The sequence below is a fragment of the Micromonospora sp. WMMC273 genome, from assembly GCF_027460285.1.
GTDB lineage: Bacteria > Actinomycetota > Actinomycetes > Mycobacteriales > Micromonosporaceae > Micromonospora > Micromonospora aurantiaca.
Genome location: NZ_JAPZBE010000001.1, coordinates 3,478,273 through 3,494,551, shown reverse-complemented (window position 1 = coordinate 3,494,551; position 16,279 = coordinate 3,478,273). Strand labels below are relative to the sequence as shown.

General features: G+C 73.0%; 11 protein-coding genes. 4 read left to right on the top strand and 7 right to left on the bottom strand.

Annotated features, from left to right (window positions below; all coding sequences use genetic code 11):
- Positions 1 to 14: 14 nt before the first annotated feature.
- The 3 genes from araA to O7611_RS16395 all read left to right on the top strand — a co-directional run bounded on the left by araA (position 15) and on the right by O7611_RS16395 (position 5,148).
- Positions 15 to 1,517 (top strand): L-arabinose isomerase, encoded by a 1,503-nt coding sequence (gene araA / locus O7611_RS16405; RefSeq protein ID WP_194799094.1) that lies wholly within the window; start codon positions 15 to 17, stop codon positions 1,515 to 1,517.
- 246 nt (positions 1,518 to 1,763) lie between these two features.
- Positions 1,764 to 3,842, top strand: a complete 2,079-nt coding sequence (locus tag O7611_RS16400; RefSeq protein WP_370584840.1) for an RICIN domain-containing protein — start codon at positions 1,764 to 1,766, stop codon at positions 3,840 to 3,842.
- 316 nt (positions 3,843 to 4,158) lie between these two features.
- Positions 4,159 to 5,148 carry a LacI family DNA-binding transcriptional regulator gene (locus O7611_RS16395; RefSeq protein ID WP_194799095.1) on the top strand — a complete coding sequence of 330 codons (990 nt, stop codon included), beginning with the start codon at positions 4,159 to 4,161 and terminating at the stop codon, positions 5,146 to 5,148.
- A gap of 22 nt (positions 5,149 to 5,170) precedes the next feature.
- Here O7611_RS16395 and O7611_RS16390 read toward each other — a convergent pair whose 3' ends face one another.
- Genes O7611_RS16390 through O7611_RS16380 form a run of 3 tightly spaced genes read right to left on the bottom strand, consistent with a single transcriptional unit; the run spans position 5,171 to position 7,619 of the window.
- Positions 5,171 to 5,776 carry a copper resistance CopC family protein gene (locus tag O7611_RS16390; protein WP_194799096.1) on the bottom strand — a complete coding sequence of 202 codons (606 nt, stop codon included), beginning with the start codon at positions 5,774 to 5,776 and terminating at the stop codon, positions 5,171 to 5,173.
- A gap of 20 nt (positions 5,777 to 5,796) precedes the next feature.
- On the bottom strand, positions 5,797 to 7,029 hold the full coding sequence (locus O7611_RS16385) for a Dyp-type peroxidase (RefSeq protein WP_194799097.1): 1,233 nt from the start codon (positions 7,027 to 7,029) through the stop codon (positions 5,797 to 5,799).
- Positions 7,026 to 7,619, bottom strand: coding sequence for a copper chaperone PCu(A)C (locus tag O7611_RS16380; protein WP_194799098.1), 594 nt, complete (start codon positions 7,617 to 7,619; stop codon positions 7,026 to 7,028). The genes O7611_RS16385 and O7611_RS16380 overlap by 4 nt, the downstream gene beginning before the upstream one ends.
- Before the next feature lie 228 nt (positions 7,620 to 7,847).
- Between O7611_RS16380 and O7611_RS16375 the strand changes: the two genes are divergently transcribed.
- Positions 7,848 to 8,252: a Fur family transcriptional regulator gene (locus tag O7611_RS16375; protein WP_194799099.1), complete on the top strand. Its 405-nt coding sequence runs from the start codon at positions 7,848 to 7,850 to the stop codon at positions 8,250 to 8,252.
- Positions 8,253 to 8,291: 39 nt separating this feature from the next.
- Here the strand turns inward: O7611_RS16375 and O7611_RS16370 are convergent, their stop codons facing one another.
- The 4 genes from O7611_RS16370 to O7611_RS16355 all read right to left on the bottom strand — a co-directional run bounded on the left by O7611_RS16370 (position 8,292) and on the right by O7611_RS16355 (position 16,233).
- Positions 8,292 to 8,684, bottom strand: a complete 393-nt coding sequence (locus O7611_RS16370; protein ID WP_194799100.1) for an SCO5389 family protein — start codon at positions 8,682 to 8,684, stop codon at positions 8,292 to 8,294.
- Between the two features lie 139 nt (positions 8,685 to 8,823).
- Entirely contained in the window at positions 8,824 to 14,289 is a 5,466-nt protein-coding gene (locus O7611_RS16365) for an ATP-binding protein (protein ID WP_269697170.1), read from the bottom strand.
- Between the two features lie 235 nt (positions 14,290 to 14,524).
- Positions 14,525 to 14,755 carry a DUF2188 domain-containing protein gene (locus O7611_RS16360; RefSeq protein WP_013286814.1) on the bottom strand — a complete coding sequence of 77 codons (231 nt, stop codon included), beginning with the start codon at positions 14,753 to 14,755 and terminating at the stop codon, positions 14,525 to 14,527.
- A gap of 128 nt (positions 14,756 to 14,883) precedes the next feature.
- Positions 14,884 to 16,233, bottom strand: coding sequence for an MBL fold metallo-hydrolase (locus O7611_RS16355; RefSeq protein WP_269698110.1), 1,350 nt, complete (start codon positions 16,231 to 16,233; stop codon positions 14,884 to 14,886).
- Positions 16,234 to 16,279 lie beyond the last annotated feature (46 nt).

Here is a 16,279-nt window from a genome sequence, read left to right as displayed (position 1 = left end):
CGGAAGGCAACAACATGGCAACTCACCCCCAGCCCGAGGTCTGGTTCCTCACCGGCAGCCAGGGCCTCTACGGCGAGGACACCCTGCGGCAGGTCGCCGAGCAGTCCCGGCAGATCGCCGCGCGCCTGGACGAGTCGCCGGACATCCCCGTACGCGTGGTCTGGAAGCCGGTCCTCACCTCCAGCGCGGACATCCTCGCCGCCTGCCGGGACGCGGCCACGCAGGGCGCGGTCGGGGTGATCGCCTGGATGCACACGTTCTCCCCGGCCAAGATGTGGATCTCCGGGCTGGACGCGCTGCGCACGCCGCTGCTGCACCTGCACACGCAGGCGAACGTGGCGCTGCCGTGGGACGACATCGACATGGACTTCATGAACCTCAACCAGGCCGCGCACGGCGACCGGGAGTTCGGGTTCATCCAGACCCGGCTCGGGGTGGCCCGCAAGACCGTCGCCGGGCACGTCACCGACCCGCGGGTCGTCGGGCGGGTCGCGGCCTGGGCCCGCGCCGCGATCGGCTGGTCCGCGGTGCGGACGCTGCGGCTGGCCCGCTTCGGTGACAACATGCGCGACGTCGCGGTCACCGAGGGGGACAAGGTCGAGGCGGAGCTGCGCTTCGGCGTCTCGGTCAACACCTACGGCGTCAACGATTTGGTGGCCGCCGTCGACCAGGTGCCCGACGCCCAGGTCGACGACCTGGTCAAGGAGTACGACGACACCTACCGCGTCGCCGCCGAGCTGCGGCCCGGCGGGGACCGGCACGACTCGCTGCGGTACGCGGCGCGCCAGGAGCTGGGCCTGCGCGCGTTCCTCGACGCCGGCGGGTTCCGGGCGTTCACCACGAACTTCGAGGACCTCGGCGGGCTGCGCCAGCTCCCCGGGATCGCGGTGCAGCGCCTGATGGCCGAGGGCTACGGCTTCGGCGGCGAGGGGGACTGGAAGACCTCGGTGCTGGTGCACACGCTCAAGGCGATGGCCGTCGGCGTGCCGGGCGGCACCTCCTTCATGGAGGACTACACCTACGACCTGACGTTCGGCCAGGAGCTGATCCTCGGCGCGCACATGCTGGAGGTGTGCCCGAGCATCGCCGCCGACGTGCCGAGCGCGGAGGTGCACCCGCTGAGCATCGGCGGCCGGGAGGACCCGGTACGCCTGGTCTTCGATGCCGCGCCCGGCCCGGCCGTGGTGCTGGGCATGGCGGACATGGGGGAGCGGTTCCGGCTGGTCGCCAACGCGGTGGACGTGGTGCCGCCGCCGCACCCGCTGCGCCGGCTGCCGGTGGCCCGCGCTGTCTGGCGTCCGCAGCCCGACCTGGCCGGCTCGGCGGAGGCGTGGATCACCGCGGGCGCGCCGCACCACACCGTGCTGTCCCAGGCTGTCGGCGTGGAGGAGCTGCGCGACCTGGCCGCGATGGCCCGCACCGAGCTGGTGGTCATCGACGCCGAGACGCGTCCGCACCGCTTCGCCGACGAACTGCGCTGGAACCAGGCGTACTACCGGCTCGCCCGGGGCTTCTGAGCCCTCGCCGGCCGATCGTGCCGGCCCGCGCGGCGGTGCCCCTCGTTACGGCTTGACGAACGACATGTTATCGCTCACAGTCGATGGATAGGGTCACCGGCACCGCTCGCGGGCCGTTCCGGGCGCGATCTGCGCCGCAGTTGCCAGGGATCCGACTCCCGCCTGGGTGGGCATCGCTGTTAGCGATAACGCCGACGTCGTCGGCGCGTGCCGCCGTGCCCGGGCTCCGGTCGACGAAGGAGGATCATGGTGACGGCTCGACTGTCCCGTGGACGTGGGCGCTTGTCCCGGCTGATGGCCGGGGTGGTGGCGCTGCTTGTCGGTGGCGTGGTGGTGGGCGCCGTGCCCGCGCCCGTCTCGGCGGCCACTGTGGACACCAGCGCGTACTACGTGCTGGTGAACCGCAACAGCGGCAAGGCGCTGGACCTGTACAACCAGGCCACCAACGACGGGGCGCGGATCACCCAGTGGACGCGCAACGACGGTGCCTGGCAGCAGTGGCAGTTCGTGGACTCCGGCGGCGGCTACTACCGGCTGCGGTCCCGGCACTCCGGCAAGGTGCTGGACGTGACCGGCGCGTCCACCGCCAACGGCGCGGCGGTGGTCCAGTGGACCGACCACGGCGGCACCAACCAGCAGTTCCGGCTGGCCGACTCCGACGGCGGGTACGTCCGGCTGATCAACCGGAACTCGAACAAGGTGATGGAAGTGCAGAACGCCTCCACCGCGGACGGCGGCAACATCGTGCAGTACGACGACTGGAACGGCGCGAACCAGCAGTGGCAGCTGGTGCGGGTCGGCGGCAACCCGGGTGACCCGGGCACGCCGAGCGGCAACTTCACCAACCCGGCCGTCTGGCAGGACTTCGCCGACGTCGACATCATTCGGGTCGGCGACGTCTACTACATGTCCGCCTCCACCATGCACTACTCGCCGGGCGCCCCGGTGCTGCGCTCCTGGGACCTGGTGAACTGGGAGTTCGCCGGGCACTCGGTGCCGCGGCTGGAGTTCGGCACCAAGTACGACCTGAGCGCGAGCGAGCAGGCGTACGTGGACGGCATCTGGGCGTCGACGCTGAACTACCGGCCGAGCAACCGCACGTTCTACTGGGCCGGGTGCATCGACTTCGCGCAGACCCACATCTACACCGCCACCGCCGTGGACGGGGCGTGGAGCCGCCTGAGCACCATCCCCAACTGCTACTACGACGCCGGCATGCTGATCGACGACAACGACACCATGTACGTCGCGTACGGCAACGGCACGATCAGCGTGGCCCAGCTGTCCGCCGACGGGCGCAGCCAGGTCCGGGCCCAGCAGGTCTACCAGACGCCGTCGAGCATCGGCACGCTGGAGGGGGCGCGCTTCTACAAGCGCAACGGCGCGTACTACATCTGGCTGACCCGGCCGGCCAACGGCCAGTACGTGCTGAAGTCCACGAACGGCCCGTTCGGCCCGTACGAGCAGCGGCAGGTGCTGCTGAACCTGCCCGGCCCGATCTCCGGTGGCGGCGTACCGCACCAGGGCGGGCTGGTGCAGACGCAGACCGGCGCCTGGTACTACATGGCGTTCACCGACGCGTACCCGGGCGGCCGGATGCCGACGCTGGCGCCGATCACCTGGACCTCCGACGGCTGGCCGCAGCTGCAGACCGTCAACGGGGCCTGGGGCGCGAGCTACCCCAACCCGCTGCCGACCCGTCCGGTCAAGCCGCTCACCGGCACCGACACGTTCTCCGGCACCACGCTCGGCGTGCAGTACGAGTGGAACCACAACCCGGACAACAGCAGGTGGTCGGTGAACAACGGCCTGCGGTTGCAGACCGCCACCGTCACGAACGACCTGTACCGGGCCCGCAACACGCTCACCCACCGCATCCAGGGGCCGACCTCGACCGGCACCATCGAGCTGGACTACTCGACCATGCGCGACGGTGACCGGGCCGGCCTGGCGATGCTGCGGGACAGTTCGGCCTGGATCGGCGTACGGCGGGACAACGGCGCGACCCGGGTGGTGATGACGAACGGTCTGACCATGGGCTCGAACTGGAACACCACGAGCACCGGGACGGAGATCGCCGGCGCGGCGGTGTCCGGCGGGCGGATCTGGTTGCGGGCCAACGCCGACATCCGGCCCGGCTCCGGGCGGCAGGCGCGGTTCTCCTACAGCACCGACGGGGTGAACTTCGTGTCGCTGGGCAACGCGCTGACGCTCAACAACGCGTGGCAGTTCTTCATGGGCTACCGGTTCGGCTTCTTCAACTACGCCACCCAATCCCTTGGCGGCGCGGTGACGGTGCGGCAGTTCTCGCTGACGACACCGTGACAACGGTCACCATTCGCGGCCGTTGACACATCTTCGACAACCCGGGGTGCGGCTCCGGCAATCGCCGGAAATGCCGCACCCCGGGCGCAATTCCACCCGCTCCGAGCTGCCTGTTCGTGCCCTGCGTAACGGAAGGGAATGAGCCGCCTGCCGATTCCCCGTTATCGCCGCGCCACTGTGGGAACGGGCGATCGACGGTGCCGATACCGATGGGACCGCTGGCGTAGACTGTCGCCACCCGGGACGGTCCGGTCGAGATCGACCGGGTGTGGCCGCGGGCAGTGGCGAAAGTGAGGTGGCCGTGCGCGGTCCTGCGATGACGGACGTGGCCCGCCTCGCCGGGGTATCGCACCAGACGGTCTCCCGGGTTCTCAACGGGCATCCCAACGTGCGTGAGCAGACCCGGCTGCGGGTGCAGGCCGCCATCACCGAACTCGGCTACCGGCCCAACCGCGCGGCCCGCGCGTTGGTGACCGGCCGGTCCCAGGTGATCGGCGTGGTCGCGCAGAACACCACGCTCTACGGCCCGGCGTCGCTGCTCGCGGCGCTGGAGCAGACCGCCGCCGAGGCCGGCTTCGCGGTGAGCGTCGGCAGCGTCCGCGACCTCGACCACCGCTCCATCTCGGCCGCCGTGGAACGGCACCTGGCGCACCGGGTCGCCGGCATCGTGGTGATCGCGCCGGTCGAGTCCGCCGGGGAGGCGCTGGAACGGCTGCCCCAGGACGTGCCGCTGGTGACTGTCGACGGCGACCCGCGGCGGCCGATCCCGCTTGTCACCGTCGACCAGGTCGCCGGCGCCCGGGCCGCCACCGAGCACCTCCTGGCCGCCGGGCACCGCACGGTGTGGCACGTGTCCGGGCCGTCGGACTGGTTCGACAGCGCCGGCCGGATCGAGGGGTGGCGTGAGGCGCTGCGGCTGGCCGGCGCCGAGATCCCGCCGCTGGTCCATGCCGACTGGTCGGCTGCGGCGGGCTACCGGTGTGGCCAGATGCTGGCCCGGATGCCGGAGGTCACCGCCGTCTTCACCGCCAACGACCACCTGGCGCTGGGCGTGCTGCGGGCGCTGCACGAGCACGGCCGCCGCGTCCCCGACGACATCAGCGTGGTCGGGTTCGACGACGTGCCCGAGGCGGCATACTTCATCCCGCCGCTGACCACCGTCCGGCCGGACTTCGGCGCTGTCGCCGCGGCGAGCCTGGACCTGCTCCTGGCACAGATCGAGTCCCAGACCGTCGGGCCGCTGCGGCAGACGATCGCGCCGACGCTGGTGCCGCGCCGCAGCGTCGGCCCGCCGCCCGCCCGCTGAGGCGCGCGCGGCCCTCTCGCCGTCAGTGGTCAGTGCGGTGAGCGCGCACCCGGCGCGCGATCAGCAGCACGATTCCGGCGACCACGAGCAGACCGGCGGCCGCCCCACCCGCAAGCAGCGCGACCGGCGGGCCGTCGTCGCCGGGCCGCGCGCCCGAGGCGTCCGGCCCGCCCGCGGCGTCCACGCCGGTCGACGCGGCAGCCGGCGACGATGCGGGAGCCGGCGACGACGCGGGAGCCGACGGTGCGGGCGCGGCCGGGTCGGCCACGGTGAAGCGGTACGACCCCTGGACCGGGTGGCCGTCGCGGGACACCACCCGGTACGCGACCGTGTAGGTGCCGTTGCCCAGCGGCTCGTCGATCGTCACGGTGCCGGTGGCACCGTTCACCGCCGGTGCGGAGGTGGGGACCTTGCGCTGACCGGCATCGCTGACCGTGATCGTGGTGAAGGAGGGGTTCAGTCCCTGCATGAACCGCAGCGTGACCTGCGTCGGCGCGGCGGTGAGCCGGGCGTCGCGCGCCGGCGTGGCCTCCTGGAGCGAGTTGTGCGCCGCCGCCGGTGTGGCCGGAACCAGCAGCAGGGCGGTGAAGACCGCGGCGAGCAGCGCGGTGACGGAACGGGTACGCATGACGCGCCTTCCTGTGCTGGTCAGCCGAGCAGTTGCCGGCCGATCCAGCCGCCCTCGGGGCAGCCGGGCGGTACGGCGAACACGGCGGAGCCGATCGGGGTGGTCCACTCGTTGAGCAGGTCGCGCTCGGCGAGCCGGCGTTGGATGGGCAGGAACTGAGCGGCGATGTCGGCCTGGTACGAGGCGAAGACCAGCCCGCTGTCCGCGTCGCCCTCGGGCGTCGGCACGCCGTCGTAGTTGTACGGCCGGCGCAGGATCTTCTGCCGGTCGTCGGTGACGCGGGCCCGGGTCAGGTGCGAGAAGTCGGGGATGACGGTGAGCCCGTCGGGGCCGAGCGCGGCGAAGTCGGGCTCGTCGTGTTCGGCCCGGCCGGTCAGCGGCGCGCCGGTGTCGAGGCGCCGCCCCACGGCGAGTTCCCGGTCGGCGCGGCCCAGCAGATCCCAGGTCTCCAGGTTCATGCTGATCCGCCGCACCACGAGCGTGGTCGAGTCGCGCAGCCAGTCCGGTCCGTCGGTCACCCACACCGCGGTGTCCGCCGGGCTGCCGGGCTTCGGGTTGGCGGTGCCGTCGAGCTGCCCGAACAGGTTGCGCTGGGTACGCCCGGGCTCGGCGCCGGCGGCCCGGCGGAAGCCCTGCTGCACCCAGCGGACGACGGCGAACGGACGGCTGTCCTTGACCAGGACCCGCTGGGCGTGGGCGACTGTGAGCGGGTCGTCGGCGCAGATCTGCAGCAGCAGGTCCCCGCCGGACCAGCGGGGTTGCAGCCGGTCGATGCCGAACGCGGGCAGGTCGGCCACCGAGGTGGGCCGCCGATCGTCGAGCCCGGCGGCGGCGTAGAGCCCGGGACCGAAGCCGAACGTGACTGTCAGCCGGGCCGGCAGGACGCTCAGTTCCGGCTCGGTGTCGGCCAGCGCCGGGCGGCCCTGGGTGAGCCGGGCCGCGTCGTCGGAGAGCAGCCGCAGCATCCGCCCGAGCGCGGCCCGGTCGGTGCCGGGGCGCAGCGTGAACGCGACGAACGCGGCGTGCGCCTGCGGGTCGGTGGTGACCCCGGACTGCCTGGTGCCGTGGAACGGCTCGACCGCGCTGCCGACCTGGGCCACCGGGACGGCGTCGTCGGGGCGTACCCCGGCAGTGCCGGAACGGACGGCGGTGAGGGCGCCGGCGCCGGCCAGCGCGCCCCCGGCGGCCATCGCGCCGCCGGTGAGCAGGCCACGCCGGCTCACCCGGCGGGGCGTGGCGGGACTGTCGCTCATGACGCCGGGCTCATGCTCATTTCCGGCATCGGGGATTCACCGTGGCCGGGTGCGTAGGACTCCTGGGCGCCGGTGAACGGCTTCGCCACCGCGGTGAACGTCTGGGTCCGGCCGTCGGCGAAGGTGAGCGTGATGTCGAGCTGGTCGCCGGGGCGCACCGGGCGGGTCAGGTCCATCAGCATCAGGTGGTCGCCGCCGGGCTCCAGGGCGGCCTGGGAGCGGGCAGCGACCACGACGCCGCCCTGCTTCTGTCGCATCGCCATCTTGCCGTCGGTCATGGCCATCTCGTGGATCTCGGCCCGGGAGACGTCGGTGGTCACCCCGGTGATCGTGACGTCGGTGTCGCCGTCGTTGGCGAGCGTGGCGAACGCGGCGGTCATGCCCTTGTCGGCGGCCTTCACCCAGGGGTCGCGGACGGTGAGCACGCCCGCCGCCGCGCTCGCCGGGGCCGAGGCCGACGCCGAAGCCGAGGACGGCGTGGCGGCGGACGGCGTGTCCGAGGACCCGCAGGCGGTGACCGACGCGGCGAGCACGGCGGCGCCGATCAGGGCCGCCGGGCGCAGGAAGCGGCGGCTGGTGGTGCTGGGCATGACGTCGTCCCCTCGAAGATCCGGTGTTCGTACCGTTTGTCGGCGCGGTACGCCGGATAGTTCCGGCCCGGGTGGTCGATCACGTCACACCCCGCCCGGCGGACCGTCGCCGACCGGGGATCGGCGGTGCGCCCGGAAGGCATAATGGTTCCGGGTGTCAGTGGCGCGCCGGGCACGGCCGCGGCCGGACGAGGGTGCCGGGCGGGTGCCCGGACGAGGGAGGCGACGGTGAGCCAGGTGACGACCGGGGCGACCCGCAACACCCGCCAGCGCGCCGAGGTGCTCGCGCTGCTGCGGGAGCTGGACGGCTTCCACAGCGCGCAGCAGCTGCACCAGATGCTCGTCCAGCGGCAGGCGAAGGTCGGCCTCACCACGGTGTACCGGACGCTGCAGATGCTCGTCGACAACGGCGAGATCGACTCGGCGCGGCTACCCGGCGGCGAGCACCTCTACCGGCGGTGCAGCCAGAGCCGCCATCACCACCACCTGGTCTGCCGCCGTTGCGGCCGGGCCGTGGAGGTGGCCGGCCCGGCCGTGGAGCGGTGGGCCGACCAGGTCGCCGCGCAGCACGGCTTCACCGACGTCGGGCACACCCTGGAGATCTTCGGCACCTGCGACCGCTGCGCCGCGTGAGCCGGCCGCGGGCGGTGACCCGCCCGCGGCGGGCCACCGTCAGCAGTTGCGCAGCGTCGGTGACTGGTTGAGCAACTGGCCCCGGCTGGAGGTGAACCGGCGGTACGCCTCGGAGCCGGCCGCGCCGGGGCGGAACGCTGCCACCCGGTGGCAGTTCTGGAACGCCAGCGTCACCCCGAAGTGCCGTTCCAGGCCGGCGCGGATCGCGTCGCTGGCGAGTGCGCGCAGGAGTTGCCCGCGCTCGGCGTCGCCCGGCGGCGGCACCACGTTGTCGGCGAACTCGGCGTCGGACGCGGCCAGGTCGGATGCGACCCGGCTGACCGTCTCCCAGGCGTACGGCAGGGAGTCGCGGACGCAGGCGACGAACTCCTCCTCGTTCACGGGACCGGTCTCGGCGGCGTGCAGCAGGGCGGGCGGAACGGTGAGCGACATGGGTCCTCCGTCATCGCTAACGAATACGGTTTCCATTACCGATTGAGCACACCATGCGACTGACGGTCCGTCAACTACCGGCGCACGCGAAACGGCGGGCGGACCCGAAGGCCCACCCGCCGTCCGGCGGTGCGACGTGTCAGCGCAGACGCGCCTCGATCGCCTCGATGACGCGGGGACGCAGCTCGGCGGCGCGGATCACCGCGTCGACCGAGCCGACCTCGACCGCGCGCTGGATGCTGTGCACCCGGTCGAACTCGGCGGCCACCTCGCCCAGCTTCTCCGCCCGCACCGACGAGCGCAGCTCGTCCAGCTCGGCGGTGAGCGTCGCCCGCTCGGTGCCGGCCGCGGCGGCGACCTTCGCCTCCAGGTCGCGTACCCGCGCGTCGGCGGCGGTGCGGGCGGCGACCTCGCCGGCGAACACCACGGCGGCGGCGGGCGCGCCACCGAGCACCGAGGCGAACGACCCCTCGATCGCCAGCACCGTCATGTCCGGGTTGAGCGCCTTGGAGAAGACCACGAACGCGCCGCCGTGGTAGCGCGAGATCACGCAGAACACGATCGGGCCGCGGAAGTTGACGATCGCCCGGCCGATCTCCGCGCCGTACTCCAGTTGCAGCTTGCGCATCGACTCGGGTGAGCCGTCGAAGCCGGACAGGTTGGCGAGCACGACAAGCGGCCGGTTGCCGCTGGCCGCGTTGATCGCCCGCGCGGCCTTCTTCGACGAGCGCGGGAACAGCGTGCCGGCGGTGTACGTGTCCGGGCCGTCGGTGGGCGGGAAGCCGTGCCGGGGCACCGAGCGGGACTCGATGCCGAGCAGGCACACCGGGATGCCGCCGAGGTGTACGTCCTGCACCACAGCGGTCTCCGCGTCGGCCATGCCGGCCCACCGCTCCAGCACCGGGTGGTCCTGGTCGGCGAGGGCCCGCATCACCGTACGGATGTCGAACGGCTTCTTGCGGTCCGGGTTGGCGGTGGCGGAGAAGATCTCGCCCACCGTGGCGAAGTCGCTGCCGGCCACCGCGTGCGGGTAGCCGCAGATGTCCCGGTCCACCGGGTCCATCGTGACGGCCCGGCGCGGCGCCTCCTCGCCCGGCGCGACGTACGTGTGGTCGTAGTGCGCCATCAGTACGTCCCGCGCGGCCGGCAGGTCCGGCGCCCAGTACTGCGCCTGTCCGTTCGGCCCCATCACCCGGTCGTAGCCGCCGATGCCGAAGTTGTCCTCGGCGGAGACGCCGCCGGAGAAGTCGAGCGACTGCTTGCCGGTGAGCACCATCGCCGAGTCCGGCGTCATGACCAGCACGCCCTTGGTGTGCATGAGCATCGTCGCCTCGGCGTTCCAGTACGGCTGCGCGCCGACGTTGATGCCCGCCACCACGATGTTGATCTCACCGCCGTCCTGGGTGAACTCGACGATGCGCTTGAGCGCCGCGGCCACCCAGTCCATGTTCTCGGTGCCGGAGGTCATCGAGATCCGGGCGCCGGCGGACAGCGCGTACCACTCCAGCGGCACGCCCATCCGCTGCGCCAGGTCCAGCGCGGCGATCACCCGCCGGCACTCCGGCTCGGACAGCGCGCCCAGCGACTTGGTCGGGTCGCCGAGCAGCACCACCCGGGTCACGCCCTGCGGGTGCCGCGGCGTCGGGGTGGTCACCACGCCGGCCACGATCGCCGCGGTGTTGCGGCCCTTCGGCCGGTCCACCGGCACCAGCTGGTGGCCGGCGTCCAGGTCGTGCTCGACGAAGTCACCGAGCAGACCGGTCAGCTCGTACGGGTAGACCGTGTTGCGGCCGGCCGCGCGCAGCACCTTCAGCCGGTAGTCGTCAAGCGGCTCGACCGGCTCGGCCGGCGGCTCGCCCACCGTCAGCTGCGCGTGCCCGCTCACGTCGAAGGTGATCCGCACGCCGACCTTGGTCAGCTCGCCGGTACGCCGGTCGCGCTGCCGCGCGATGAACAGGATCTCCTCCAGCTCGGCGCCCACAGTGGTCGGGCGTACCCGCCCGGCGATCAGCTCCATCTCCTCGCGGGTCAGCTCGCTCGGCGGCCACACGTAGACGACGATCCGGTTGGTCGGGAACCGCGACTTCGACGGCCGCCGCGACTGCGCCCGGCGGATCGAGTCGATGCATGCCGCCACGGTGTCCTCGGTGGTCGGCAGCGCCACCAGCCGGCCGTCCTGTTCCCGCAGCTCGGTCAGGTCACGCACCTGCGCGAACGCGACCAGCCGCTGGTCGGACGGGTTCTGCCGGGCGACCGCCTGGAACAGGTAGACCTCCTCGTCCAGCGACGGCAGCCGGGTCAGGTCGAACTCGCGCAGCCGTTCCAGCTGCATCCGCTGCGCGATGTACGGGTGCAGGCCGCGGATCAGGCGCTCCTCGGCCATCCCGCCGCCCTCGGCGGGGCGGAACGTGACGTGATGGTGCATCACCGCGCCCGCGCGCCCGGCGACGGTGGTGGTGAGGCGGCGCACCTGCTGCGGCAGCGGGTGCGCGTTCACCACCTCCAGCAGGGCGGCGGCGGTGGCGTCCAGGTCGTCGGGCTGGTTCTCCCAGGCCAGGTAGACGTCCGCGTCGACGGCCTCGCAGTCCCGGGCCACCTCGGCCAGCCCGCGCAGCGCGTCGCCGAGCGCGTCGAACCGGACGGCGGCCGAGACCACGCTCGACCCGTCCCGCCCGGCCACCACGAACGTGCAGCCACCGGCGGTGCGGGTGCGCACCTCGGTGAGCGCCTTGTTGCCGTAGTAGCGGCGGGTCAGCACCTCCAGCATGGCCGCGTTGTCCACGTCGTTGCGGACCAGGCGCTGGCCGAGCAGCCGGACCAGCGGCTCGGTGCTGCGCACCATCTCGGCGATCCGCTCGGCGCGGTCCGGCGCGTCCGGCTGGGCGTCGAGGTGCCGCAGGTGGGTGCGGACCTGGGCGTAGACCCGGGCCCGGTTGCGGCGCAGCAGCGGCTGGGCGAACCAGGCGAACACCACGCCCCGGGCCAGGTCGGCGACCACCGGGAAGCGGACCTGGGTGGCCGCGACGAGCCGCTCCAGCGCGAGGCCGGCCGGCTCGCGCAGCGCCTCGTCCGGCGGCGGCTCGCGCAGCCAGGAACGCAGCAGCGCGGCGATCACCGTGGCGTCCGCGGCGGCCCGCTGCTGGGCCAGGAAGATCCGGAAGACCGCGGCCTCCAGCTCGGGGGAGCGGTCCAGCTCGGTGACGCCGTAGTGGGCGAGCGCCTTCGCCAGGCGGGCCCGGAACGAGTCCGGCGAACCGGCCCGCTCGACGTCGAGGCTCTGCAGGTAGGTGTGGAAGTACTCGCGGGCACTGTGCACGTGCCCGCCCGGCCCGTCGTCGCCGCCGGGCCGGTTACGGCTCAGCTCTGCCAGGTCGGCGAAGACGTTCACCAGTTCCAGTTCCTCGGCCAGCGGCCGGTGCCCGGCCTCGGTGGCCGCCCGCCGCGCGTCCAGGTAGTCGTCGAGCACCCGCCGCTCGTCGTGCGGGTCCACGTCGTAGCCGAGCAACAGCGCGCACAGGTCCTCCTGGCCGCGCTCGGCCCGGGACCGCGCCGGCACGTCCGCGGGCGCCGTGGGCAGGTCCAGCTCGACAGCCGGTCCGGCCGGGCCGGCGGCCGCCTCGGCGCCCTCCTCGGCGATCGGCTCCAGGCGCAGCAGCGGCGCACCGGCCTCGACCTGGGTGCCGACCGCCACCGACGACTCCTTGAGGCGGGCCCGGAACGGCGCCCGCAGCACCGTCTCCATCTTCATCGCCTCCAGCACCAGCACCGGCGCGCCGGCCTCGACCTCCGCACCGACGGCGAGCGGCGTGGCGACCACCAGCGCCGGCATGGGGGAGCGCAGCACGCCGCCCTCGTCGCGGCTGATCCGGTGCGTCACGCCGTCCACCTCGACCAGGTGGACCGGGCCGTGGGTGTCGGTGAGCAGGCGGAACCGGGCGCCGTTGACGGCGATCTGGCCGGTGTGCCGGTCGAAGCGGTCCAGCTCGACATCCGCGGTGCGCACGTCGCCACCGGCCTCGACACCGACCCGGAACCGGTGCGCACCGACCCGGGCGACCCGCATCCGGTAGGTCACGCCGCGCAGCTTCAGGTCCAGCGGCCGGCCGCTGCGGTGCTGCACCTGCGGGCGTCCACCGGCCGCGGTGGACAGCAGCCGCTGCCGTTCGGCGGTCTCGTCCTCCTCGTACGCCTCGATCGCGGCAGCGGCCAGCGCCACGGCGGAGTGCCGGTGCGCGACTAGGCGGCCCTCGCCGCGTACCCGGTCGATCCAGCCGGTGTCGGCGCTGGCGTCGATCACCTCGGGCTGGTCGAGCAGGTCGAGCACGAAGCTCTTGTTCGTCGCGCCACCGGCGATGACCACAGTGGTGTTCGCCATCGCCCGGCGCAGCCGGCCCAGCGCCTCGTCCCGGTCCCGGCCGTACGCGATGATCTTCGCGATCATGGAGTCGAAGTCGGCCGGGATGGTGTCGCCCTCGCTGACCCCGGTGTCGACCCGGATGCCCGGTCCGGCGGGCAGATCCAGCCGGGTGATCCGGCCGGGGGAGGGCGCGAAGTCACGGTCCGGGTCCTCGGCGTTGAGCCGCGCCTCGATCGCGTGCCCGCGCTCGACCGGCGGCTCACCGGTGAGGCGGCCGCCGCCGGCCACGTGCAGCTGCGCCTTGACCAGGTCGAACCCGGTGGTCGACTCGGTGATCGGGTGCTCGACCTGAAGGCGGGTGTTGACCTCCAGGAACGCGAACAGCCGGTCGCCCGGGTGGTAGAGGAACTCGACGGTGGCCGCGCCCCGGTACCCGACCGCGACCGCCAGCCGCTCCGCCGACGCCTTCAGCTCCGCGGTCTGCTCCGGGCTCAGCACCGGCGACGCGGACTCCTCGATCACCTTCTGGTTGCGCCGTTGCACCGAGCAGTCCCGTACGCCGAGTGCCCACGCGGTGCCCTGACCGTCGGCGATGACCTGGACCTCGACGTGGCGGGCGCCGGTGACCAGGCGCTCCAGGAAGACCACGCCGCTGCCGAACGCCCGCGCCGCCTCCTGGCTGGTGCGCTCGTAGGCGTCGGCCAGCTCGGCGTCGCTGCGGATCACCCGGATGCCGCGCCCGCCGCCACCTGCTGTCGCCTTGAGCATCAGCGGGTAGCCGATCGAGGCGGCCGCGCGCAGCGCGTCGTCCAGGCTCTCCACCGCGCCGCGGCTCCACGGCGCGACCGGCACGCCGACCTCCTCGGCGATCAGCTTCGCGCCGATCTTGTCGCCGAGCTTGCGCATGGCGTCCGGGCTGGGCCCGACGAACGTCACGCCGACCTTCTCGCACAGCTCGGCGAACGCCGGATCCTCGGCCACGAAACCCCAGCCCACCCACGCGGCGTCCGCGCCGGTCTCGACCAGCGCGCGCTCCAGGGTCTTCAGGTCGAGGTACGGGCGGGCGGACGCGGGCCCCAGGTCGTAGGCGACGTCCGCCTCCCGGACGAAGGTGGCGGTACGGTCGACGTCGGTGTACAGCGCGACGGTCTCGATCCGGCTGCCGGTCTCCGCGGCCAGTTCCCGGACCGCGTGGATGAGCCGCATCGCGGCCTCACCACGGTTGACGATGGCGACACGGGTGAACACGTGACCGTCCCCTTCGGTTGACCCACTCCTGCGCGCCGGGCGCGGCGATGCCCCCGGCTCGCCTCACCTTTCCGGCTGTGCGCGGGCGGCGCCATGTCGTAACGGCCGAAGCCTGAGCGGGGACCGTTGTAGGAACCGAACAAAAGTTTTTAGCCAGCCACTCACTACCCGCCGGTACGCGATACGGCGCCGGACCCGAGCGGGTCCGGCGCCGTATATTGCCTGCGCTGCGTGCTCAGCCCGGGATCTCCCGGGGGTCGCGGCTGCGGGGGTACGTGTTCTTCTCGCCGATGGTGCCGTCCTGCTTCTTGATCACGTGCTCGGCGCCGCGCTCGGCCGCCATCTCCCGGCCGGCCGCCTCGGCCTCCGCCTTGGTGTCGTGGCGGCTGGTCGCGCGCTCGTTGCCCTCCGGGCGGTTCTTCCACTGCCCGTCCTGCTGGTAGGTGTCGATGTCGCCCTTCGCCATGCCGTCAGCTCCCTCGTTCGCGTGTCCGATGACAATTGTCTGCCCATGCGAGGGGAGTGCTAATCCTGACGGCGCCGGACGACCCGGGCCGGGCGGGGGAGGGGGCCCCGCCCGGCCCGGACTGCTGGTCACGCGGCGGCGTGCAGGCCCTGCCAGGCGCCGTACCCGCCGAGCAGGTCGGACACGTCGGCGTGCCCGGCGTTGCGCAGCAGGCTGGCCGCGACCGAGGAGCGGTAGCCGCCGGCGCAGTGCACGACGACCGGCCGGTCCGCCGGCACCTCGTCGAGGCGCCGCGTCAACTCGGCGAGGGGGATGTGCAGGGAGCCCTGGACGGCGCCCTGCTCCCGCTCACCGGCGTTGCGGACGTCGAGCACGACCGGGGTGTCCGGGCCGTCGAGGGCTTCCCGCAGCTCGGTGGCGGTGACCCGGCTCGCCCGGGTCATCTCGGCGACCATCTCCAGGAAGGCGCCCTCGGGCTCGCGCAGGTAGCCGATCACCCGGTCGAAGCCGATCCGGGCGAGGCGGACGACGATCTCCTCCTCCCGGTCCTGCGGAGCCACCACGAGCACCGGCCGGTCGGGCGCGACGACACTGCCGGCGGTCTCGGCGAACCGGCCGTCGGCCGGCACGTTGAGCGCACCGCGAAGGTGCCCGGTCGCGTACTCCTGCGGGTCGCGGGCGTCGACCACGACGGCGCCGTCGGCCCGGGCGGCCAGGAACTCGGCCGGGGTGAGCGGGCGGGCCGGCCGGGCGTGGTCGAACAGCTCACGCGCCTTGCGGTTGAGCACCGCGTCGAAGGCGAAGTAGCCGGGCGCGGCCGGCTGCCCGCCGGTGACCAGGGCGAGGAAGCGCTCCTCGCTCATCGGCGCGCAGGCGTAGTTGGTGCGGCGCTGCTCGCCGATGGTGGACTGCCGTTCGGTGGACAGGTTCTTGCCGCAGGCCGAGCCGGCGCCGTGGGCGGGGAAGACGCGCACCTCGTCGGGCAGGCCCATCAGCTTGTGCTGCACGCTGTCGTAGAGCATCCGGCCGAGTTCCTCGGCGGTCACGCCGAAGGAGGCGAGCAGGTCGGGGCGGCCCACGTCGCCGATGAACAGCGCGTCGCCGGTCAGCACGCCGTACGGGACCGGGTCGTCGGCGCGCTCGTAGACCAGGATGCTGATCGACTCCGGCGTGTGGCCCGGGGTCTCCATGATCTCCAGGGTCACGTCGCCGAGGCTGATCCGTTCGCCGTCGGTGAGCTTGCGGCTCGGGTACTCGGTCTCGGCCCGGCTCCCGTAGCCGATCCAGGCGCCGGTCGCGGCGGCCACCTCGAGGTGCCCGGCGAGGAAGTCGGCGTGGAAGTGGGTGTTGACGACGCCCTCGATGGTCAGGCCGTGCGCCTTCGCGTCGGTGAGGTACTCGTCGATGTCCCGGCGCGGGTCGACGAGCACGGCCCGGCCGGTGCGGTCGTCGGCGATCAGGTACGAGGCCTGGGACAGGCAGTCGAGGTAGTACTACTGGGTGAACAACATCGGCCGTGCTCCT